The organism is Microbacterium sp. SD291 (genome assembly GCF_017355365.1).
Taxonomy (GTDB): domain Bacteria; phylum Actinomycetota; class Actinomycetes; order Actinomycetales; family Microbacteriaceae; genus Microbacterium.
Genome location: NZ_JADIJR010000003.1, coordinates 62,914 through 84,042, shown reverse-complemented (window position 1 = coordinate 84,042; position 21,129 = coordinate 62,914). Strand labels below are relative to the sequence as shown.

The 21,129-nt window shown below is 68.7% G+C and carries 19 protein-coding genes, 1 tRNA gene and 1 pseudogene; 17 read left to right on the top strand and 4 right to left on the bottom strand.

Features of this window, described 5'->3' with window-relative positions; all coding sequences use genetic code 11:
• Positions 1-16 precede the first annotated feature (16 nt).
• The 6 genes and pseudogenes from otsB (at position 17) to IPV10_RS02835 (ending at position 7,359) form a co-directional block, all read left to right on the top strand.
• Positions 17-814 (top strand): trehalose-phosphatase, encoded by a 798-nt coding sequence (gene otsB / locus IPV10_RS02860; protein WP_207480206.1) that lies wholly within the window; start codon positions 17-19, stop codon positions 812-814.
• Positions 815-823: 9 nt separating this feature from the next.
• Entirely contained in the window at positions 824-2,542 is a 1,719-nt protein-coding gene (gene ilvD / locus IPV10_RS02855; protein ID WP_207480205.1) for a dihydroxy-acid dehydratase, read from the top strand.
• A 78-nt stretch (positions 2,543-2,620) separates the two neighbouring features.
• Complete coding sequence (locus IPV10_RS02850) at positions 2,621-4,423, top strand: acetolactate synthase large subunit (protein ID WP_207480203.1); 1,803 nt, start codon at positions 2,621-2,623, stop codon at positions 4,421-4,423.
• Positions 4,424-4,425: 2 nt separating this feature from the next.
• Complete coding sequence (ilvN, locus tag IPV10_RS02845; protein WP_207480201.1) at positions 4,426-4,935, top strand: acetolactate synthase small subunit; 510 nt, start codon at positions 4,426-4,428, stop codon at positions 4,933-4,935.
• A 24-nt stretch (positions 4,936-4,959) separates the two neighbouring features.
• A pseudogene (gene ilvC, locus IPV10_RS02840) lies at positions 4,960-6,003 on the top strand (ketol-acid reductoisomerase); the annotation flags it as partial.
• Positions 6,004-6,093: 90 nt separating this feature from the next.
• Positions 6,094-7,359: an alpha-L-fucosidase gene (locus tag IPV10_RS02835; RefSeq protein WP_207480197.1), complete on the top strand. Its 1,266-nt coding sequence runs from the start codon at positions 6,094-6,096 to the stop codon at positions 7,357-7,359.
• 82 nt (positions 7,360-7,441) lie between these two features.
• Here IPV10_RS02835 and IPV10_RS02830 read toward each other — a convergent pair whose 3' ends face one another.
• Entirely contained in the window at positions 7,442-8,368 is a 927-nt protein-coding gene (locus IPV10_RS02830; protein WP_207480195.1) for a hypothetical protein, read from the bottom strand.
• 191 nt (positions 8,369-8,559) lie between these two features.
• On the opposite strand from IPV10_RS02830, the gene IPV10_RS02825 reads away from it, so the two are divergent.
• The 3 genes from IPV10_RS02825 (at position 8,560) to serA (ending at position 11,101) form a co-directional block, all read left to right on the top strand.
• Positions 8,560-9,024, top strand: a complete 465-nt coding sequence (locus IPV10_RS02825) for a hypothetical protein (protein ID WP_207480193.1) — start codon at positions 8,560-8,562, stop codon at positions 9,022-9,024.
• Positions 9,021-9,374, top strand: a complete 354-nt coding sequence (locus tag IPV10_RS02820; protein ID WP_207480191.1) for a hypothetical protein — start codon at positions 9,021-9,023, stop codon at positions 9,372-9,374. The genes IPV10_RS02825 and IPV10_RS02820 overlap by 4 nt, the downstream gene beginning before the upstream one ends.
• 122 nt (positions 9,375-9,496) lie before the next feature.
• Positions 9,497-11,101, top strand: a complete 1,605-nt coding sequence (serA, locus tag IPV10_RS02815) for a phosphoglycerate dehydrogenase (RefSeq protein ID WP_207480188.1) — start codon at positions 9,497-9,499, stop codon at positions 11,099-11,101.
• 61 nt (positions 11,102-11,162) lie between these two features.
• Here the strand turns inward: serA and IPV10_RS02810 are convergent, their stop codons facing one another.
• The gene (locus tag IPV10_RS02810) at positions 11,163-11,717 is read right to left on the bottom strand and encodes a TetR/AcrR family transcriptional regulator (protein WP_207480186.1); all 555 of its coding nucleotides are present in this window, start codon (positions 11,715-11,717) and stop codon (positions 11,163-11,165) included.
• A gap of 63 nt (positions 11,718-11,780) precedes the next feature.
• Between IPV10_RS02810 and IPV10_RS02805 the strand changes: the two genes are divergently transcribed.
• From IPV10_RS02805 to IPV10_RS02775, 7 genes are all read left to right on the top strand, one after another.
• Positions 11,781-13,328: an MFS transporter gene (locus IPV10_RS02805; protein WP_207480184.1), complete on the top strand. Its 1,548-nt coding sequence runs from the start codon at positions 11,781-11,783 to the stop codon at positions 13,326-13,328.
• Between the two features lie 76 nt (positions 13,329-13,404).
• Positions 13,405-14,448, top strand: coding sequence for a 3-isopropylmalate dehydrogenase (locus tag IPV10_RS02800; protein ID WP_207480182.1), 1,044 nt, complete (start codon positions 13,405-13,407; stop codon positions 14,446-14,448).
• A 61-nt stretch (positions 14,449-14,509) separates the two neighbouring features.
• Positions 14,510-15,610, top strand: a complete 1,101-nt coding sequence (locus tag IPV10_RS02795; RefSeq protein ID WP_207480180.1) for a branched-chain amino acid aminotransferase — start codon at positions 14,510-14,512, stop codon at positions 15,608-15,610.
• A gap of 17 nt (positions 15,611-15,627) precedes the next feature.
• Positions 15,628-16,404, top strand: coding sequence for a fumarylacetoacetate hydrolase family protein (locus IPV10_RS02790; protein WP_207480178.1), 777 nt, complete (start codon positions 15,628-15,630; stop codon positions 16,402-16,404).
• Positions 16,401-17,666: an MFS transporter gene (locus tag IPV10_RS02785; protein ID WP_207480176.1), complete on the top strand. Its 1,266-nt coding sequence runs from the start codon at positions 16,401-16,403 to the stop codon at positions 17,664-17,666. The genes IPV10_RS02790 and IPV10_RS02785 overlap by 4 nt, the downstream gene beginning before the upstream one ends.
• Before the next feature lie 54 nt (positions 17,667-17,720).
• Positions 17,721-19,226, top strand: coding sequence for a glutamate--tRNA ligase (gene gltX, locus IPV10_RS02780; RefSeq protein ID WP_207480175.1), 1,506 nt, complete (start codon positions 17,721-17,723; stop codon positions 19,224-19,226).
• A 96-nt stretch (positions 19,227-19,322) separates the two neighbouring features.
• Positions 19,323-19,394, top strand: a tRNA-Gln gene (locus IPV10_RS02775).
• 72 nt (positions 19,395-19,466) lie between these two features.
• On the opposite strand, the gene IPV10_RS02770 is transcribed toward IPV10_RS02775, so the two are convergent.
• Complete coding sequence (locus IPV10_RS02770; protein WP_207480173.1) at positions 19,467-19,652, bottom strand: DUF1918 domain-containing protein; 186 nt, start codon at positions 19,650-19,652, stop codon at positions 19,467-19,469.
• 205 nt (positions 19,653-19,857) lie between these two features.
• Between IPV10_RS02770 and IPV10_RS02765 the strand changes: the two genes are divergently transcribed.
• Complete coding sequence (locus IPV10_RS02765; protein WP_207480171.1) at positions 19,858-20,217, top strand: hypothetical protein; 360 nt, start codon at positions 19,858-19,860, stop codon at positions 20,215-20,217.
• Between the two features lie 4 nt (positions 20,218-20,221).
• Here the strand turns inward: IPV10_RS02765 and IPV10_RS02760 are convergent, their stop codons facing one another.
• Positions 20,222-21,058 carry a hypothetical protein gene (locus tag IPV10_RS02760; protein WP_207480169.1) on the bottom strand — a complete coding sequence of 279 codons (837 nt, stop codon included), beginning with the start codon at positions 21,056-21,058 and terminating at the stop codon, positions 20,222-20,224.
• Positions 21,059-21,129 lie beyond the last annotated feature (71 nt).

The following is a 21,129-nucleotide window of genomic DNA, read 5'->3' as shown; positions in this document are numbered from 1 at the left end:
CCGACAGGAGATGTCCATGACCCGCACCTGGAACCCGGGAACACCCGCCCCCGAGCTGTCCGCGCTGGCGACGACGCCGAGACTCGTCGTCGCGCTGGACTTCGACGGCACCGCGTCGCCGCTCGTCGCCGAGCCGATGTCCGCGCGAGCACTCGCCGAAGTGACGGCGCAGGTCGACAGGCTCGCATCCCTCCCCGACACGATCGTCGCCTACGTCTCCGGCCGGAGCCTGCACGACCTCAGGGTCATCGCGGAGCACACCGACGGCTCGTCCGTCGCGCTCGCCGGGTCGCACGGCGCCCAGTACTGGTACCCCGGCATCGGAGAGCTCGACGAAGCGGGGGAGTCGGAGGCGACGGGGACCCGCGAGGAGCTGTGGGAGGCCGCTCGGCCCATCATCGGCCGGTTCGCAGGCGCCGAGCTCGAGGAGAAGGCGTACGGGATGGGCGTGCACACCCGCAACGCGACCCCGGAGGTCGAGCGGGAGGTGTTCGCCGCGATCGACGCGCTCGTCGCCGAGAGGTTCCCCGGCTGGCGGCGGCGTGCGGGGAACCGCATCCTCGAGTTCTCCTCGCGGAACGAGGGGAAGGATGCGGCGATGACCGCCCTCCGAGAGCGCTTCGACGCCACCGGCATCCTGTTCGCCGGCGACGATGTGACCGACGAGGACGCGATGCGCGTGCTCGGGCAGGGCGACCTCGGGGTCCGCGTCGGGCCGGGGGACACCGCCGCGGCGCTGCGTGTGGACACTCCACAACAGATCGCCGAGCTTCTGGAGGCGCTTGCGGACGAACGGGCCGCCGCTCGGCAATAGACTTCCGTCATGTCCTTGCATGATCCCGGTTCCAACGCGTCCATCGACATCAAGCCCCGCAGCCGTGTCGTCACAGACGGCATCGAGGCGACGACCTCCCGAGGCATGCTCCGTGCCGTCGGCATGGGCGACGCCGACTGGGAGAAGCCGCAGATCGGCATCGCGTCGAGCTGGAACGAGATCACCCCCTGCAACCTGAGCCTCGACCGCCTCGCCCAGGGGGCCAAGGAGGGCGTGCACTCCGGCGGCGGCTACCCGCTGCAGTTCGGCACGATCTCCGTCTCCGACGGGATCTCGATGGGCCACGAGGGCATGCACTTCTCGCTGGTCTCCCGTGAGGTCATCGCCGACTCCGTCGAAACCGTGATGATGGCCGAGCGCCTCGACGGCTCCGTGCTGCTCGCGGGCTGCGACAAGTCGATCCCCGGCATGCTGATGGCCAGCGCCCGGCTCGACCTCTCCAGCGTCTTCCTGTACGCGGGCTCGATCGCCCCCGGCTGGGTGAAGCTCTCGGACGGCACCGAGAAGGACGTCACGATCATCGACTCCTTCGAGGCCGTGGGCGCCTGCCGCGCCGGCCTGATGAGCGAAGAGGACCTCAAGCGCATCGAATGCGCGATCGCCCCGGGCGAGGGCGCGTGCGGCGGCATGTACACCGCCAACACCATGGCGTCGGTGGCAGAGGCCCTCGGTCTCAGCCTCCCCGGGTCCGCAGCTCCCCCCGCGGCCGACCGCCGTCGCGACTACTACGCGCACCGCTCCGGTGAGGCCGTCGTGAACCTGCTCCGCCAGGGCATCACGACGCGCGACATCCTCACCAAGGAGGCGTTCGAGAACGCGATCGCCCTGGCGATGGCGCTCGGCGGCTCGACCAACGTCGTCCTGCACCTGCTCGCCATCGCCCGCGAGGCCGACGTGGAGCTGAACCTGCACGACTTCAACCGCATCGGCGACAAGGTGCCGCACGTGGCCGACATGAAGCCGTTCGGCAAGTATGTGATGAACGACGTCGATCGTCACGGCGGCATCCCCGTGATCATGAAGGCGATGCTCGACGAGGGCCTCCTGCACGGCGATGCGCTGACCGTCACCGGCAAGACGCTCGCCGAGAACCTCGCCGAGCTCGACCCGCAGCCGATCGACGGCACCGTCATCCACACGTTCGACAACCCGATCCACGCCACCGGCGGCCTGACGATCCTGCACGGGTCGCTCGCGCCGGAGGGCGCGGTCGTGAAGACCGCCGGCTTCGACGCCGCCGTCTTCGAGGGCCCGGCCCGAGTGTTCGAGCGCGAGCGCGCCGCGATGGATGCCGTCGCGGAGGGGACGATCGATCCCGGCACCGTCATCGTGATCCGCTACGAGGGCCCCAAGGGCGGCCCCGGCATGCGCGAGATGCTCGCGATCACCGCCGCCATCAAGGGCGCTGGGCTCGGAAAAGATGTACTACTCTTGACGGACGGACGATTCTCAGGCGGCACAACCGGCCTGTGCATCGGCCACATAGCACCCGAAGCGGTGGACGCAGGTCCCATCGCCTTCGTGCGCGATGGTGATCTGATACGGGTCGATATCGCAGCTCGCTCTCTCGACCTACTCGTCGACGAGGCGGAGCTCGCCTCCCGCCGCTCTGGCTGGGAGCCGCTTCCCCCGCGCTATACCCGTGGCGTTCTTGCCAAGTACTCGCGTCTCGTGCGGTCCGCCGCAGAAGGCGCGACGACCGGCTGATCCTTCGACAGGCTCAGGAACCCAGCCAGTCGAAGGCCCCGGCATCCGACGTCGCCCACAGACCACCAAAGGAAAGTCATGACTGCTGACTCCGTCTCGGCCGTGCCGAGGCCGCCCGCCCGTCAATCCGCTGCTCCGGAGATATCCGGCGCCGAGGCCGTCGTCCGCACGCTCGAGCTGCTCGGGGTGACCGACGTCTTCGGCCTGCCCGGAGGGGCGATCCTCCCCGTGTACGACCCGCTGATGTCCGCCACCAAGCTGCGCCACATCCTCGTGCGCCATGAGCAGGGCTCGGGGCACGCGGCCGAAGGCTACGCATCGGCGTCCGGAAAGGTCGGCGTCTGCATCGCGACCTCCGGCCCCGGTGCGACGAACCTCGTCACGGCTATCGCCGACGCGTACATGGACTCGGTGCCGCTGCTCGCGATCACCGGTCAGGTGTTCTCGACGCTGATGGGAACCGACGCTTTCCAGGAGGCCGACATCGTCGGCATCACGATGCCGATCACGAAGCACTCGTTCCTGGTGAAGGATGCCGCGGAGATCCCGAGGGCCCTCGCTGCGGCGTACGAGATCGCCTCGACCGGCCGCCCCGGCCCCGTGCTCGTCGACATCACCAAGGACGCGCAGCAGGCGATGGCGCCGTTCGTGTGGCCGCCGAAGATCGAGCTGCCCGGCTACCGCCCCGTGACCAAGGCGCACGGCAAGCAGATCCAGGCCGCCGCGACGCTTCTCGCCGAGGCCAAGAAGCCGGTGCTGTACGTGGGCGGCGGCGTGGTCCGCGGTCGCGCGTCCGCCGAGCTCCTCTCGCTCGCAGAGACCACCGGCGCTCCCGTCGTGACCACGCTGATGGCTCGCGGCGCGTTCCCCGACTCCCACGAGCAGCACCTCGGCATGCCCGGCATGCACGGCACGGTTCCGGCCGTGCTCGCCCTGCAGGAGGCCGATCTGCTGGTCTCCCTCGGCGCCCGCTTCGATGACCGCGTCACCGGCAAGGCCGCACTCTTCGCGCCGAACGCCAAGGTGGTGCACGTCGACATCGACCCGGCCGAGATCTCGAAGATCCGCACTGCCGACGTGCCGATCGTCGGCGACGTCCGTGATGTGCTGGTCGACCTCGAGACCGCATTCCGCGGCGCCACCAGCGTCACCAAGCCCGACATCGAGGAGTGGTGGTCGTATCTCGACGGGCTCCGCAAGGAGTTCCCGCTCGGCTACGCACCCACCACGGACGGGCTGCTCGCACCGCAGTACGTGATCCAGCGCATCGGCGAGCTCACCGGCCCAGAGGGCATCTACGCCGCGGGCGTCGGTCAGCACCAGATGTGGGCGGCGCAGTTCATCAAGTACGAGCGTCCGAACGCGTGGCTGAACTCCGGCGGCGCCGGCACCATGGGGTACTCGGTCCCGGCGGCGATGGGCGCCAAGGTCGCGGAGCCGCACCGCCCCGTGTGGGCGATCGACGGCGACGGCTGCTTCCAGATGACCAATCAGGAGCTCGCGACCTGCACGATCAACGACATCCCGATCAAGGTCGCGATCATCAACAACTCGTCGCTCGGCATGGTGCGCCAGTGGCAGACGCTGTTCTACGACGGCCGGCACTCCAACACCGACCTGAACACCGGACACGGCACCGTCCGCATCCCCGATTTCGTGAAGCTCGCGGAATCGTACGGATGCCTCGCGATCAGGGTCGAGAAGGAGGAGGAGGTGGATGCCGCGATCAAGCTCGCCCTCGAGACGAACGATCGCCCCGTCGTCATCGACTTCGTCGTCAGCGCCGACTCCATGGTGTGGCCGATGGTGCCGCAGGGCGTGAGCAACAGCTACGTCCAGTACGCCCGTGACCATGCGCCGTCGTTCGACGAGGAGGACTGACCATGTCGACTCACGTGCTGAGCCTGCTGGTGGAGAACACCCCAGGTCTGCTGACTCGCGTCGCGGGGCTGTTCGCCCGTCGCGGCTTCAACATCGACTCCCTCGCGGTGGGCGTCACCGAGGTGCCGGGGATCTCCCGCATCACCGTGGTCGTCGACGTCGAGGAACTGCCGCTCGAGCAGGTCACGAAGCAGCTGAACAAGCTGATCAACGTGATCAAGATCGTCGAGCTCGACCCGTCGAACTCGGTGCAGCGCGACCACATGCTCGTGAAGGTGCGCACCGATAACGCGACGCGGTCGAACGTGATCGAGGTCGTGAACCTGTTCCGCGCCTCGGTCGTCGACTACGCGCCCGACGCACTGGTCGTGGAGGTCACCGGCGACAAGGGCAAGGTCGAGGCGCTGCTGAAGGCGCTCGAGCCCTTCGGCATCAAGGAGATCGCCCAGTCCGGTCTCCTCGCGATCGGCCGCGGCGGCAAGAGCATCACGGAGCGCGTCCTGCGCGGCTGACCCAGAACTTACACACACCACAATCAAGGAGAAGCACAAGTGAGTACCGAGATCTTCTACGACGCAGACGCCGATCTGTCGATCATCCAGGGCAAGAAGGTCGCGATCGTCGGCTACGGCTCGCAGGGTCACGCGCACGCGCAGAACCTGCGTGACTCGGGTGTCGAGGTCGCGATCGCCCTCAAGGAGGGCTCGAAGTCGGCGCCGAAGGCGGAGGAAGCCGGATTCGCGGTCAAGACCGTCGCCGACGCGACGCAGTGGGCCGACCTCATCATGATCCTGGCGCCGGACCAGCACCAGCGCACCATCTACAGCGAGTCGATCGCCCCGAACCTGACCGAGGGCAAGACGCTCGCCTTCGCGCACGGATTCAACATCCGCTTCGGCTACATCGATGCTCCCGAGGGCGTCGACGTGATCCTCGTCGCTCCGAAGGCCCCCGGCCACACGGTTCGTCGCGAGTTCGTCGCCGGCCGCGGCATCCCGGACATCATCGCCGTCGAGCGCGATGCGTCCGGCAGCGCCTGGGCGACCGCGCTCTCCTACGCGAAGGCCATCGGCGGCACCCGTGCCGGCGTCATCAAGACGACCTTCACCGAAGAGACCGAGACCGACCTGTTCGGTGAGCAGGCCGTGCTGTGCGGTGGCGTCAGCCACCTCGTGCAGGCCGGCTTCGAGACGCTGACCGAGGCGGGCTACCAGCCGCAGATCGCGTACTTCGAGGTGCTGCACGAGCTGAAGCTCATCGTCGACCTCATGTGGGAGGGCGGCATCGCCAAGCAGCGCTGGTCGGTCTCCGACACCGCCGAGTACGGCGACTACGTCTCGGGCCCCCGCGTCGTCACCCCCGAGGTCAAGGAGTCGATGAAGGCGATCCTCGCCGACATCCAGAACGGCGCCTTCGCGAAGCGGTTCATCGACGACCAGGACAACGGCGGCGAGGAGTTCCTCTCGCTCCGTGCCAAGGAGGAGACGCACCCGATCGAGGCCACCGGCAAGGAGCTGCGCTCGCTCTTCGCCTGGAAGCAGCAGGACGAGGACTACGTCGACGGCAGCGCCGCGCGCTGATCCGATCCCCGCGAGAGGGCGTCCCTTCGGGGGCGCCCTTTTTCGTGCGCGACGCAGTAGACATCGGATGTCTCGCCCTATGATTGAGGGATGCGACAGGACTGGTTCGACCATGCACGCTTCGGGATGTTCGTGCACTTCGGCATCTACAGCGCCGCGGCGCGACATGAGTGGGTGCAGAACTTCGAACGTTTGACGGATGACGAGTACCGCCCGTACTTCGAGCATTTCGATCCCGATCTCTTCGACGCTCGGGAGATCGCGCGGACGGCGAAAGCCACGGGCATGGGGTATGTCGTCCTCACGACCAAGCACCATGACGGCTTCTGCCTGTGGGACTCCGCACTGACGGATTTCACGTCGACGGTCGCCGCAGGCCGCGACCTGGTCAGGGAGTTCGTCGAGGCGCTGAGGGCGGAAGGCCTCAAGGTCGGCCTCTACCATTCCCTGCTCGACTGGCATCACCCCGATTTCACGGTGGACGCGAACCATCCACGGCGCGACGACGTCGACGCCGCCGCGCTCAACGACGATCGCGACATGAGCCGCTATCGGGAGTACCTGCACGGACAGGTGCGCGAGCTGCTCACGGGCTACGGCGAGATCGACTATCTCTTCTTCGACTTCACCGACGGCGCGGAGAAGAACGGATGGCCGGGCAAGGGGCCGCAGGACTGGGACTCGGAGGGGCTGCTGGCCCTCTGCCGCGAGCTGCAGCCCGGCATGCTCGTGAACGACCGTCTCGGCATCCCCGCGGATTTCGTCACCCCGGAGCAGTATCAGCCCACGTCCCCGCTGGCCCGCGACGGTGAGCCGCTCGTGTGGGAGGCGTGCCAGACGCTGAACGGCTCCTGGGGATATCACCGGGACAACACGGATCAGAAGTCGGCGACCCTGCTCGTGCGGATGCTCGTCGACTCGGTCTCGATGGGCGGCAACATGCTGCTCAACATCGGACCGGACGGCAGGGGAGCTGTCGCACCGCGGGACGCGGGGACGCTGGCCGAGATCGGCGAATGGATGCGACTGCACCGCCGCGCGGTGATCGGCGCCGGTCATGCTCCCTTGTCGCCGCCGCGCGAGGGCGTCTACACGATGCGCGGCGATCGCCTCTACCTGCACCTGTTCGCCTGGCCGCTCGGCCAGGTGCATCTGCCCGAGCTCGCCGGGAAGGTCGCGTTCGCGCGCCTGCTCGATGACGGGTCGTGGCTGAGGATCACGGTGACGGATCCGGAGCAGGAGGCGGATCTGATGACCCCGGCCGGGCAGGCGGAGGGAACCCTGACCGTGCATCTGCCGGTGCGCAGGCCAGACGTGCTGATGCCCGTGATCGAACTCAGGCTGTCGGGGGAGTGAACCGCAGACATCTGACCACTGGTGGAAACGGGAGAGGCCCGGTGCGGATGCACCGGGCCTCTCCTTCATCTTTCAGGGGGCGTCACTCCGCCGGGGCCTCTTCCACCTCGATCGGAGCGTCCGCCGGATCTGCCCAGACCGGAGCAGGCAGGAGCGTGTCGGTCGAGCCGTCGCGGATGGCGCGCAGCGCCTCGACGATCTCGGACGAGTTCTCCGGCACGGCCAGGCCGCACGTGTCCAGCTCCGAGGCGAACTCGAGCGTGAGACGGGTCTTGCCCGCTGCGACGGCCTCCGCCGTGGTGCCGGTGAGCTTCTCGCTGCCCGTCTGGATGTCGGGCACCTCGTCGCACACGTGATAGACGCTGCCGCCGTCGACCCAGACGACTTCGTCCTTGCCGAGCAGCTGGATCACGGTGGACTGGTCGGCCGTGTACTTCTCGACGGACGGCGGGTTGAAGTCGATTCCGAGCACGACGGCGAGGGCCGCGAGGACGATGCCGACGATGCCGGCGGTCGTCTTCTGCCCCTTGTCCATGTCCTTGTTCAGGAAGATGAGGATGATCAGCGGCACGAACGCGATGATCGCGATGATCGCGCCGAGCTGGTTCTGCACGAAGAAGCGGAACGTGTCCGATCTGCGCGCGGGGTCGAGACTGTTCGCCTTCTTCCACAGGAAGGAGCCGGTGATCGACAGTGCGGCGATCACGACGAGCAGCACCAGGAGGGTGATGAACGCCCACTGCGGGAACGTCGCGGTGACGCCCTGCTCCTCGAGGAGGCCCGTGTCCGGGTCGCGGACGAGAGTGCCGTCCTCGCCGACGAAGACGCGCTGACGCAGCAGCCAGAAGATGCCGACGGCCTCGGCCGCGATCGCGATGAACCACAGCACGGCGGCGATCCAGCGGAACGTCGTCGCCTTCGACTTCGCCTCCGGCGTGGGCTTCCAGTTCGCGGGCGGTTCGGCGGTTCCGCCGCTCTCGACGGGACTCTTCTTGCTCTCTGCGGCCACGGTGTTCCTCCCCGAAACGGTATGTCGTCGCCGAGCTTAGTGGATGGGCTCGGCGGGAACTTCGCGCACGTGGAGGAGCATCCGGCAGTCCGTGCCCGCCGCCGGATGCGCGATGAGCGCGCATCCTCTCCTTCGTGGACGATGCCCCCAACCTCCTCCTGCCAGGGCGACATCGGCCCTACGCTGGGGGCATGAGCTCCGATTCCGACGACGCCCTGAACTGGGATGGTGACGAGGGGGCGACCCCGAAGGATCCTGCGCTGCCCGGCGGCTGGAACGCCGTCGGCAAGGGCAGCGAGAAGGTCGGCAGGATCGCGGATGACGGCACGGTCACCGCGCCTGCGGGGGAGGACCGCGGGCCGACGAGCACCGCGCTGCTGCTGACACTCGGGATCGTCGGCGGGATCTATCTGCTCTACAGCGTCGGCTGGGTCGTGGGCGGGCTCCGGCTCAAGCCGCTCGCCAACCTGATCGTCGCGGATGCCATGTACGTCCCGTGGTTCGTGCTGGCGGTCGCGGCCCCCGCGCTGTGGTTCCTGGCAGGCTGGGTGCTCACCCGGGGCCGTGCGGCCTGGATCCGGCTGTCGGTTCTGCTGCTCGGCGTCGTGCTGCTGGTGCCCTGGCCCTTCGTGACGGTGGGAGTGATCGGATCATGAGTGAGACGACCGGTACGGCGTCCGTGTCCGCTGGCTCCCCGCGGTGGCTCGTCGGGTTCGTGCTCGGCCTCGCCGGGCTCTTCTACGCATATGCGATCTGGAACGCGGTCGCCCACCTCGTCTCGATGGCACAGGGCGGGCTCACCGGCGCAGGCTGGGCGACACTGCTCTTCGGCGTCGTCTTCCCCGCGATCGTCTTCGTCTTCGCATACCTGATCGGGCGGCGCCGGAAGGTCGGCGAGCTGTCGCTCGCGCTGCTGGCAGGTCTCGGCATCGTCGCGGTGTTCTGGCTGAGCCTGATCGGCTACAGCATCCTGAACATGGACCAGCTGGTGACGATCGCCACCTGACTCCAGTCGTCACACGGCACGGAGCAGCGGAACCACTCGGGTACAGTTGAGGTGATCGCGCCCCCGACGGTGTGCGGCGCATCGGCCCCTCCCGCCTGTCGTGCTGCCCCGAAGGATCCACTGTGCCGAAGCCCGTCGTGCTCATCGCCGAAGTTCTCTCCCCCGCCACGATCGAGGCCCTCGGGCCCGACTTCGACGTGCGCAACGTCGACGGGACCGACCGCGAGGCCCTGTTCGCGTCGCTCGCCGACGCGGACGCAGTGCTGATCCGCTCGGCGACCCGCATCGACGAGGAGGCGCTGACCCACGCCCCGAAGCTGAAGGTCGTCGCCCGTGCGGGCGTGGGCCTGGACAACGTCGACATCAAGGCGGCCACCGCCGCCGGCGTCATGGTCGTCAACGCGCCGACCTCCAACATCGTCTCGGCCGCCGAGCTCACGGTCGGCCACATCCTCAGCCTCGCCCGCCGCATCCCCGCGGCACACGCGTCGCTGGCGGCAGGGCAATGGAAGCGGAGCTCCTTCACGGGCGCGGAGCTCTTCGAGAAGACCGTGGGCATCATCGGGCTCGGCCGCATCGGCGCCCTCGTCGCAGCCCGCCTCGCCGCGTTCGACATGCGCGTCGTCGCCTACGACCCCTATGTGACCTCCGCTCGCGCCCAGCAGCTCGGCGTGCAGCTGCTGTCGCTCGACGAGCTCGCCGCCGAATCCGACTTCATCACCATCCACATGCCGAAGACCCCGGAGACGACCGGGATGCTCGGCGCCGAGCAGTTCCGGGCGATGAAGCCGACCTCCTATGTCGTGAACGTCGCTCGCGGCGGCCTGATCGACGAGGCTGCGCTCTACGAGGCGCTGGTCGCGGGTGAGATCGCCGGCGCAGGTCTCGACGTGTTCACGTCCGAGCCCCCGGCCGAGGGCGGCACCGCTCGCGCGCTGCTCGATCTGCCGAACGTGGTCGTGACGCCGCACCTCGGCGCCAGCACCGAGGAGGCGCAGGAGAAGGCAGGCGTCTCGGTCGCCCGCTCCGTGCGCCTCGCGCTCGGCGGCGACCTGGTCCCGGATGCCGTGAACGTCGCAGGCGGCATCATCGACCCGTACGTCCGCCCCGGCATCTCCCTGGTCGAGAAGCTCGGTCAGATCTTCTCGGCACTCGCCACCTCGCCCCTCACCAGCCTCGACGTCGAGGTGCATGGCGAGCTGAACGAGTACGACGTGAGCGTGCTGAAGCTGGCCGCGCTCAAGGGCGTCTTCACGAACATCGTCAGCGAGACCGTGTCGTACGTGAACGCGCCGCTGCTCGCCGACCAGCGCGGCATCGCGGTGCGACTGCTGAAGGATGACGTGAGCGACGAGTACCGCAACGTGATCACCCTGCGCGGCGCGCTGTCTGACGGCTCGCAGCTCGCGGTGTCGGGCACCCTGACCGGTCCGAAGCAGACCGAGAAGCTCGTCGGCATCAACGACCACGCGCTCGAGCTGCCGATCGAGAAGCACCACGTCGTGATGCTCTACACCGACCGCCCGGGCATCGTCGCCGTCTACGGCCAGAAGTTCGGCGAGGCCGGAATCAACATCGCCGGCATGCAGATCGGCCGCCTCGCCGCGGGGGACCAGGCGCTCAGTGTGCTGACGCTCGACTCGCCGGTCTCCGAGGACCTGCTCGACGACGTCCGCACCGCGATCGACGCCGACCTGTTCCGTCAGATCGAGCTCACCGAGGTCTGATCGACGGACGGAACGGCGAGGGCGGGGCGCGACGGCGCCCCGCCCTCGCCGCGTCTGCGGTCTAAGCGCTGTCCGGCGTGGTGGAGCGCAGCACGAGCGCGATGAGGTCGGCCAGCTCCTCGCGGCGCGGGACCAGGCGCTCCGGCCCGTGCACGTCGAGCGAGTTGTTGAAGTAGAGGCCGTCGCTGAGCAGCATCACGAGGTCGAGGCCGGCGGCATCCCGCACGTGCGGGCGGATCGCGTCCTCCCACCGGCGACGCACGTGACGAAGCATCTCTGCGGCGGCGGCGGATCCGCCCTGCGCGAGTCGAGACGCGGCGATCAGCGCGCGATCCAGCGCATCGTCCTCCATCACGGACGTGCGGATGTAGTAGGCGACCGGGCCCTCCTCTGCGGATGCCATGCGCTCCAGATCCGCGGTGGTGAGGGCGTCCAGGCGCTCCAGCAGCCCGGCGGCCAGCTCGTCCTTGGATCCGAAGTGATAGAGGAGCCCGCCCTTGGAGACGCCTGCCGCCTTGGCGGTCGCATCCAGGGTCGCAGTGCGCTCGCCTTCGGCGATCACGATGGACTCGAATGCGTCGAGTACGCGTTCGCGGGCGAGTGGAGGTCGGGGCATGTCTGTTACTATACCATCCGGACGGTTCAGTAATGAGGCCGCCACGATCCTGAGAGGTGTTCCATGACGCGCACTGCGTCGATTCCCGCGACCGTCGCCGATGACGAGACGAATGCTCCCCGCGTGGGAGCGCGTGGCTGGGCGGCACTCGTCGTCCTGATGCTGCCGGTTCTTCTGGTGTCGGTGGACAACACGGTGCTGAGCTTCGCGCTGCCCGAGATCTCCATCGCGCTCGCGCCGTCCGGCGCCGAGCAGCTGTGGATCATCGACGTGTATCCGCTCGTGCTCGCGGGACTCCTCGTGACCATGGGCACCCTCGGCGACCGATTCGGACGGCGACGGATGCTGCTGATCGGCGCGACCGGCTTCGCGGCCGTGTCCGTGCTCGCGGCGTTCGCGCCGACGGCCGCCCTGCTCATCACGGCTCGAGCGCTCCTCGGATTCTTCGGCGCGATGCTGATGCCCTCGACGCTCTCGCTGCTGCGCTCGATCTTCCGGAACAGAGACCAGCGGCGCCTGGCCATCGCGGTGTGGGCCGCCGGCTTCTCCGCCGGTTCCGCCCTCGGCCCGATCGTCGGCGGATTCCTGCTCGAGCACTTCGCCTGGGGCTCGGTGTTCCTCGTCGCAGTGCCGGTGCTGATCCCGCTGCTGATCTGTGCACCGCTGCTGGTGCCGGAGAGCCGGGACCCGAAGCCCGGTCGCATCGACCCGATCAGCATCCTGCTCTCGATGGCGGCGATGATCCCCGTCGTCTACGCCATCAAGTCGCTGGCGACCGAGGGTCCGTCGCCGGCCGCTGCCGGGTGGGCGGTTCTCGGCACCCTGATGGGCGTGCTGTTCGTCCGGCGCCAGCTGCGCGCCGACATCCCGATGCTCGACATGGCGCTTTTCCGCCGCGGCTCCTTCTCGGGCGCGATCCTGGTGAACCTGCTGAGCGTCGTCGCGCTGGTCGGATTCCTCTACTTCGTCTCCCAGCACCTGCAGCTCGTGCTCGGCCTCACCCCGATGGTGGCGGGCTTCGCGCTCGTGCCGGGCATGGCGGCGATGATCGTGGCCGGGCTCGCGGTCGTGCCGATCTCGCGCCGGGTCGCGCCCTCCGTGCTCGTGCCTTCGGCTCTCGTGTTCTCCGTCGCCGGATACCTGCTGGTCGCGTTCACGTCGGCCGAGCACGGGGTCGCGCCGCTGGTCATCGCGTTCGTCGTACTCGGCATCGGCATCGGCGCGGCGGAGACGGTCTCCAACGAGCTGATCCTCTCCAGCGCGCCAGCCGAGAAGGCGGGAGCCGCGAGTGCGGTCTCCGAGACCGCGTACGAGCTGGGGGCGGTGCTCGGCACGGCGATCCTCGGCGGCATCATCACCGCGTTCTACCGCGGGGCGCTGGCACTGCCCGACGGGCTCCCTGCCGAGGCTGCTCGCGCCGCGCGCGAGACGCTCGCGGGCGCGTACACGGCAGCCCACGGGCTTCCGGGGAAGATGGGCGACGACCTGTGGGATGCAGCGGCCGCGGCCTTCGGCTCCGGAGTCATGGTGACCTCGCTGATCGGGGCGGGGCTCGTCATCCTGGCAGGGGCGATCGCCGGCGTCACACTGCGCAAGACGCCCTCGCACTGACCAGTACGCTGGGATGACCGGCCCGCTCCGGATCGACCCGAGGCGTGGCCGGCATCATCCCGGTGCAAGGAGTGTCATGTCGCGTGTCGTGAAGCTGGCCGTCATCCCCGGTGACGGCATCGGTCCCGAGGTCATCGCCGAGGCGGAGAAGGTGCTCGACGCAGTGACCGCCGGCAGCGGGGTGAGCTTCGACAAGACCCGCTTCTCGCTCGGCGCCGCGCGCTTCCTCGAGACCGGCGATACGCTCACGGACGACGACCTCGCGGCCATCTCCGCGCACGACGCGATCCTGCTCGGTGCAGTCGGCGGCCAGCCGGGGGACCCGAGACTCAAGGACGCGAACATCGAGCGCGGTCTGCTGCTCCGGCTCCGCTTCACCCTCGACCACTACGTGAACCTGCGCCCCTCGAAGCTGTTCGAAGGAGCGCCCGGCCCGCTGTCGAACCCCGGCGACATCGACTTCGTAGTCGTGCGCGAAGGCACGGAGGGTCCGTACGTGGGCAACGGCGGCGCGATCCGCAAGGGCACCCCGCACGAGATCGCGAACGAGACGAGCGTGAACACGGCCTTCGGTGTGGAGCGCGTCGTGCGGTACGCGTTCGAGCTCGCCGAGCGCCGCCGCAGGGAGCTCACGCTCGTGCACAAGACCAACGTGCTCGTGCACGCGGGCGGCATCTGGCAGCGCATCGTGAACGAGGTCGCTGCAGAGCACCCCGGGGTCGCCGTCGACTACCTGCACGTGGATGCGGCCACGATCTTCCTGGTCACCGACCCGTCGCGCTTCGACGTGATCGTCACGGACAACCTGTTCGGCGACATCCTCACCGACCTCGCCGGTGCCGTCACCGGCGGGATCGGGCTCGCAGCATCCGGGAACATCAACCCCGACGGCGCCTTCCCGTCGATGTTCGAGCCGGTGCACGGCTCCGCGCCCGACATCGCCGGCCAGCAGAAGGCCGACCCGACCGCGGCGATCCTGTCGATCGCGCTGCTGCTCGACCACCTCGGTCTGACCGCGGAGTCGGCTCGCGTCAGCGCGGCCGTGGAGGCCGACATCGCGGCCCGCACGGGCGCGCGCACCACGGCGGAGATCGGCTCCGCGATCACTGCACGCCTCTGACCGGCAGGCGTAGGCTGAAATGGCGCGAAGACGCGCCCACCCACGAGGAATGGATGACGAGATGACGACCATCGATGCGCAGGCGACCGTGGCTCCGCTGGAGTTCGCCGTGACGAAGAACCTGGCAGCGGCCACTCCGGCACGCGTCGCCGAGGTGCTGGAGAATCCCGGGTTCGGCGTCGTGTTCACCGACCACATGGTCGACATCTGCTGGTCGGCGAAGGGCGGCTGGCACCGTCCCCGCGTGCAGCCGTACGGACCGATCGCCCTCGATCCCGCAGCCTCCGTCCTGCACTACGCGCAGGAGATCTTCGAGGGCATCAAGGCGTACCGTCACGCCGACGGCTCGATCCACACGTTCCGCCCCGACCGCAATGCGGCCCGTCTGCAGGCCAGCGCCCGCCGGCTCGCGCTGCCGGAGCTGCCGGCGGAGTACTTCATCCAGTCGCTGCGCGAGATCATCGCCGTCGACGGACGCTGGGTGCCTTCCGGAGCAGACCAGAGCCTGTACCTGCGGCCCTTCATGTTCGCCAAGGAGGCTTTCCTGGGTGTCCGCGCGGCGCAGAAGGTCGCGTACTACGTGATCGCGAGCCCTGCCGGGGCGTACTTCACCGGTGGCGTGAAGCCCGTGCGGATCTGGCTGTCCGAGGAGTACGCGCGCGCGGGCAAGGGCGGAACGGGCAAGGCGAAGACCGGCGGCAACTACGCGTCCAGCCTGCTCGCACAGAGCGAGGCCAGCGCGAAGGGCTGCGACCAGGTCGTGTTCCTCAACGAGCACCGCAACGTCGAGGAGCTCGGCGGGATGAACGTCGTGTTCGTCTTCAAGGACGGCCGCGTCGTGACACCGGAGTCGGACAGCATCCTCGAGGGGATCACCCGCGACTCGCTGCTGCAGCTGGCCGAGGACCGCGGGTACACGGTCGAGAAGCGCCCCATCTCCATCGACGAGTGGCGCGAGGGTGTGGCCTCCGGTGACATCGTCGAGGTGTTCGCGTGCGGCACCGCCGCCGTCGTGACGCCGATCGGCGCGCTGGTCGGCGACGGATTCGACGAGCCGCAGCCGCTCGGTGAGCTCGCGCTTTCTCTTCGCGAAGAGCTGACGGACATCCAGTACGGCCGTCGCGAAGACCGTCACGGCTGGCTCCTCCGCCTCGACGCCTGAGGATCTAGGCTGGACGGGTGAAGATCGCCCGATTCAGCCACGACGACGCCATCATGTACGGGATCGTCGACGAGTCCGACCTGGTCGTGCTCGCCGGTGACCCGCTGTTCTCCGGATACGAGACGACGGGCGCGCGCGTGCCGCTCGCCGATGCCGCGCTGCTCGCGCCGGTGATCCCGCGCTCGAAGGTGGTGTGCGTCGGCAAGAACTATCACGACCATGCGGCCGAGATGGGGGGAGTGGCGCCCGAGGAGCCGCTGCTGTTTCTGAAGCCCAACACCGCGGTGATCGGCCCCGGAGACGCGATCGTCCGGCCGGCGCTGTCCGAGCGAACCGAGTACGAGGGAGAGCTCGCCGTCGTGATCGGCAGGATCGCGAAGAACATCAAGGCGGCGGATGCTCTCGGCCATGTCCTCGGCTACACGATCGGCAACGACGTCACGGCCCGCGACCTGCAGCGCAAGGACGGTCAGTGGTCCAGGGCCAAGGGCTTCGACACGTTCTGCCCTCTCGGCCCGGTCATCGAGACCGACTTCGACCCGGCATCCGCGACCATCGAGACGCGTGTGAACGGCGAGGTCCGCCAGCACGCCCCGCTGACCGACATGATCCACTCCGTGGAGTCGATCATCGAGTACGCCTCAGCAGTGTTCACGCTGCTCCCCGGCGACGTCATCCTCACCGGCACCCCGGCCGGCGTCGGCACCTTCGAAGCCGGTGACACGGTCGAGGTCGAGATCACCGGCCTCGGCATCCTGCGCAACACCGTGCGCGACGCTCAGCCCGTGCCGTGACCGTCGTCCTCACCCCGACGCAGCAGGCGTCCGTCCAGCGGCGGACCGTGCTCATCCTGTCGGTCGGGCAGGTGCTCGGCGGCATCGCCTTCGGGGCGACGGTGTCGCTCGGCGCGCTGCTCGCGGCGGACATCTCCGGCAGCGACGCCCTCTCCGGCCTCGCGACCGCGTCGGTCACGCTCGGGGCGGCGCTGTGCGCGATCCCGCTGGCACGGCTCGCCGCGCGCGTGGGCCGCCGCCGCGCTCTGACCCTCGGCAACCTGTTCGCCCTCGTCGGCATCGCGGTCGTCATCCTCGCGGCATCCGTCCGCGTGTTCCCGCTGCTGCTGGCCGGCATCCTGATGATCGGCGCAGGCAACGCGGGAAACCTGCAGTCGCGCTTCGCGGCGACCGACCTCGCGGCCCCCGCGCATCGAGGACGCGATCTGTCGATCGTCGTCTGGGCGACGACCATCGGCGGGGTCGCCGGGCCGCTGCTGCTCGGCCCCGGCGAGATCGTCGGAGCCGCGATCGGGATGCCGCCGCAGACCGGGTCCTACGTGTTCTCCTTCGTGGCGCAGTGCATCGCCCTGGTGCTGTACATCGTGGCGCTGCGCCCCGATCCGCTTCTCGCAGCGCAGCGGATCGCCAAGGCGGCCGCAGAGGCCACCGGACTCGTGGTCGTGGATCGTCCCGTCGTCGCGCGCTACGCGATCTTCGCCGTCGCGGGCTCGCACGTGGTGATGGCGTCCGTCATGGCGATGACGCCCGTGCATCTGGCGCACATGGCGCACGGGGTGGACGGCATGGACCCGACGCCAGCCGACGTCTCGGCCCTCGTCGGAGTGACCATCGCGCTGCACGTCGGCGGCATGTACGCGCTCTCGCCCCTGTTCGGCATCCTCGCCGACCGCTGGGGGCGCCTGCGGGTCGTGCTGCTCGGTCAGATCCTCCTCGGCGGGGCACTCGCGTTCGCGGTGTTCGCGAACAGCGAGGCGTGGGGAGTGATGGTCGCGCTGATCCTCCTCGGTCTCGGGTGGAGCGCCGCGACCGTCGCCGGTGCCGCGCTTCTCACCGAGGCGTCGGCGCCCGAGCTGCGCACGCGCCGCCAGGGTCGCAGCGACTCCCTGATGAGCCTGTCGGCCGCGGCGGGTGCCGTGCTCGCCGGAGTGATCCTGTCGAACTTCCAGTACGCGGGGCTCGGCGTCGCGGCATCCGTCCTGGTGGTCGCGATCGTGGTGCTGTCGCCGCTCGCACGAGGCGCGTCCGCGATGAGGGACTGAAGCGAGGGCGCACCCGCGCGGCGAGCCGGGGCCGAGCCGTAGGATTGAGGGGCTATGGCTACTCCTCATCCCCTCACCACAACCGCAAGTGGTGCCGACGTCCGCGTCCGCTTCTGCCCCTCGCCGACCGGCCTGCCGCATGTCGGCATGGTTCGCACCGCGCTCTACAACTGGGCGTACGCCCGTCACACCGGCGGCAGGATGGTGTTCCGCATCGAGGACACCGACGCCGCGCGTGACAGCGAGGAGAGCTTCCGTCAGCTCGTCGACGCGCTCACCTGGCTCAAGATCGACTGGGACGAGGGTGTCGAGGTCGGCGGCCCGCACGCGCCGTACCGTCAATCCGAGCGTCACGACATCTACCGCGGCGTGATCGAGAAGCTGGTCGCCACAGGGGCGCTCTACGAGAGCTACTCGACGGCGGAGGAGATCGACGCCCGCAACGAGGCGAACGACCGCGCCAAGCAGCTCGGCTACGACAACTTCGACCGCGACCTCACCGACGAGCAGAAGGCCGCGTTCCGCACCGAGGGCCGCCAGCCGGCGCTGCGCCTGCGGGTGCCGGACGAGGACGTCACCTACGTCGACCTGATCCGCGGCGAGGTCACGTTCCCCGCAGGATCGTTCCCGGACTTCGTGGTCGTGCGCCCCAACGGCGTCCCGCTGTACACGTTCGTGAACCCGGTGGACGACGCGCTCATGGGCATCACCCATGTGCTCCGCGGCGAGGACCTCATGCCGTCGACGGCCCGCCAGCTGTCGCTGTACGCGGCGCTCATCGACGCGGGGGTGACGACCTTCGTGCCGCGCTTCGCGCACATGCCGCTGGTGCTGGGGGAGACCGGCAACAAGAAGCTCTCCAAGCGCGATCCGCAGGCCGACCTGTTCCTTCACCGCGACCGCGGCTTCATCCGTGAGGGACTCCTGAACTACCTGGCTCTTCTGGGCTGGTCGATCGGGCACGACCGCGACGTGTTCTCGCTCGACGAGTTCACCGCGGCCTTCGACATCGTGAACGTGAATCCGAACCCGGCGCGCTTCGATCAGAAGAAGGCCGAGTCGATCAACGGCGACCACATCCGGATGCTCGACGTGAAGGACTTCGCCGAGCGCACGATCCCGTACCTCGCGGCCGCAGGGCTGTTCGACGAGCCGACGCACGAGCAGCTCGTGCTGGCATTCCGCGTGGCGCCGCTCGTGCAGGAGCGCGTGCAGCTGCTCGGCGAGGTCCCAGGGATGGTCGGTTTCCTCTTCACCGACGAGATCACCTACGAGGCCGACGCGCTCAAGGGCCTCCCGGCCAACGCGGCGGACGTGCTCGAAGCATGCATCGCCGCGCTCGAGCCGGTCGAGGATTTCACGCCGGACAAGGTTCAGGATGCTCTCGCGAAGGCGCTCGTCGAGGACCTCGAGCTCAAGCCGCGGGTCGCGTACGGACCGCCGCGCGTCGCGATCACGGGCCGCCGGATCTCGCCGCCTCTGTTCGAGTCGATGGAGCTGCTCGGCAAGGAGGAGTCCCTGCGCCGTCTGCGCGCGCTCATCGAATTCCTCGCGGACTGACGACGCGCCCGGGTGGCGGCGCGGATCGCTCGTTTTGGCGTTCCGGCCGCTGCTCGGGTAAGCTTGACTCTCGGTGCGAGGCGCAGGTTTCGCCCTTGGGGTATGGTGTAATTGGCAACACGGCGGTTTCTGGTTCCGTTGTTCTTGGTTCGAGTCCAGGTACCCCAGCAAGACGAAAACCCCCGCGTGAGCGGGGGTTTCGTCGTTTCCGACGCAGTGAGATCGCCGTCATGAGCGCGACTACGCCGAATGGGTGACCCGTGCGTCCGTCCCTGGGTACATCAGGCCCTCATGCCCGTCGCTCCAGCGGACGAGATACGGCGGGGCTCCGTCTTCGCCGCGCACCTCGAGAACCTCCGCCTCGCGTCTGTGCTCAGAGTCCGTGTGACCCTCCACGATCAGGTGGTCGCCGACCTTCGCCTTCATCGTCCTCACCTCCGGGTTCGACAGGACATTCCCTCGAGACAACTGTCCCGCGGCATCGTGCCGAGGACAAGGGGCTTTCACCGCGGAGATCATGATGACCCGTCTCTCTCGTGAGGTCAACGGGGGTGCGCGCGCGAGCCGTGGCGGACTACTCTCGCCGCGAAAGCGGCGCACCCGGCGCAGCGACTCGGAAGGGAGCGAGGCCATGACCGTGCGGCTGAACGAGAACGCGCTGTCCCACGCAAGGGGGCTCGTGCGCAGCGGGGACATCGTCCACGACGAGCGCGACGACTGGAGCGAGCACGCGCCGACGGCCGACGAGGAGAACGCGTTCATCGAGAGGAACGGGATGGACGAGTTCGCGCGGTGGCACCTCGGCGAGGAGACCTCGGAGACCGAGGGCACCAAAGGACGCTACCGATTCCCGTACGGCGACTTCCGCAGGATCCATCGCTGCGCGGTGATCTCGGCGGAGAGCCGCGCCGGTCAATATCACCACGCCAAGATCGAGAAGGCGTTCAAGGATCTTCTCGAGGCGATCGACGAGAAGGGCGAACGAGACTGAGACCTCAGTCGCATTCCCCGATGAATCCGAGGTAGCAGACCGCCTCGTGCGTCACAGCCGGCTCGTAGTCCTCGTTCGAGACGTCGCGCATCGCGGTCTCGGCGCTCTGATGCAGGCTGCCGAAGGTGCCGAGCGACGCGACGTAGTAGCCGTCGGCATCCTGCGCCTTCATCTCGTCGATCGCGCCGCTGTACTCGGTGCAGATCGCATCGGCGGCCTCGGTCAACTCGACTCCGACGCACGCGGCCGTGTACGTGGCGACCATGAGGTCGGTGCAGTCCGTCCAGTCCTGATCCACATGGCACGGGTTCACGTCATCCATCGTGACGTCGTGCCGGCCGGTCTCGTACTCCTCGCTGTGGAACGTCTCCGGCTGCTCGGGCACATCGACCTTCGTCCAGTGCCGTGCGGTCGCGAAGGCCGCGACCACGACGAGCACCGCGATGAGTATCAGAGCGCCGAGGACCGAGAGCACGATCCAGAGGCCGACGTTCTTCTGCTTCACCGGCTCGACCGCGTCGGCGGGCATGCCTGAGTACGCGGCCGGGTACACGGCCTGCTCCGGGCTGTATCCCGGGTACGCGGCCTGCTGCGGGTCGTGCGGTCGGTACGCGGGAGGGGGCGATGCCAAGGCGGGTGCGGCGATCGGCGCGGGTGGAGCCGACGCGAGCCAGTACGCGTACCAGTTCCGGGAGGCAGCGGGGTCGTCGTGCACGCGACGCGCCTCGTCATCCGTGAGCCGGATGCCGAGCGCGTGCCGATGCTCCGTGCTCAACAGGGACGCGCAGAACTCATCGATCGACATCGGCATGATCGTGATGATGCCAGACTCCGCGGACATCGGACAATCGGCGAATGGGCCTCCAGCCCCCGGATGTCCGAGGCATCGGGCAGAATGCTCGGGTGACCGGT

Coding starts and splice junctions, on each gene's coding strand:
- otsB (WP_207480206.1), top strand. CDS start 17: ATGACCCGCACCTGGAACCCGGGAACACCCGCCCCCGAGCTGTCCGCG.
- ilvD (WP_207480205.1), top strand. CDS start 824: ATGTCCTTGCATGATCCCGGTTCCAACGCGTCCATCGACATCAAGCCC.
- IPV10_RS02850 (WP_207480203.1), top strand. CDS start 2,621: ATGACTGCTGACTCCGTCTCGGCCGTGCCGAGGCCGCCCGCCCGTCAA.
- ilvN (WP_207480201.1), top strand. CDS start 4,426: ATGTCGACTCACGTGCTGAGCCTGCTGGTGGAGAACACCCCAGGTCTG.
- IPV10_RS02835 (WP_207480197.1), top strand. CDS start 6,094: ATGCGACAGGACTGGTTCGACCATGCACGCTTCGGGATGTTCGTGCAC.
- IPV10_RS02825 (WP_207480193.1), top strand. CDS start 8,560: ATGAGCTCCGATTCCGACGACGCCCTGAACTGGGATGGTGACGAGGGG.
- IPV10_RS02820 (WP_207480191.1), top strand. CDS start 9,021: ATGAGTGAGACGACCGGTACGGCGTCCGTGTCCGCTGGCTCCCCGCGG.
- IPV10_RS02810 (WP_207480186.1), bottom strand. CDS start 11,717: ATGCCCCGACCTCCACTCGCCCGCGAACGCGTACTCGACGCATTCGAG.
- IPV10_RS02805 (WP_207480184.1), top strand. CDS start 11,781: ATGACGCGCACTGCGTCGATTCCCGCGACCGTCGCCGATGACGAGACG.
- IPV10_RS02800 (WP_207480182.1), top strand. CDS start 13,405: ATGTCGCGTGTCGTGAAGCTGGCCGTCATCCCCGGTGACGGCATCGGT.
- IPV10_RS02795 (WP_207480180.1), top strand. CDS start 14,510: ATGACGACCATCGATGCGCAGGCGACCGTGGCTCCGCTGGAGTTCGCC.
- gltX (WP_207480175.1), top strand. CDS start 17,721: ATGGCTACTCCTCATCCCCTCACCACAACCGCAAGTGGTGCCGACGTC.
- IPV10_RS02770 (WP_207480173.1), bottom strand. CDS start 19,652: ATGAAGGCGAAGGTCGGCGACCACCTGATCGTGGAGGGTCACACGGAC.
- IPV10_RS02765 (WP_207480171.1), top strand. CDS start 19,858: ATGACCGTGCGGCTGAACGAGAACGCGCTGTCCCACGCAAGGGGGCTC.
- IPV10_RS02760 (WP_207480169.1), bottom strand. CDS start 21,058: ATGTCCGCGGAGTCTGGCATCATCACGATCATGCCGATGTCGATCGAT.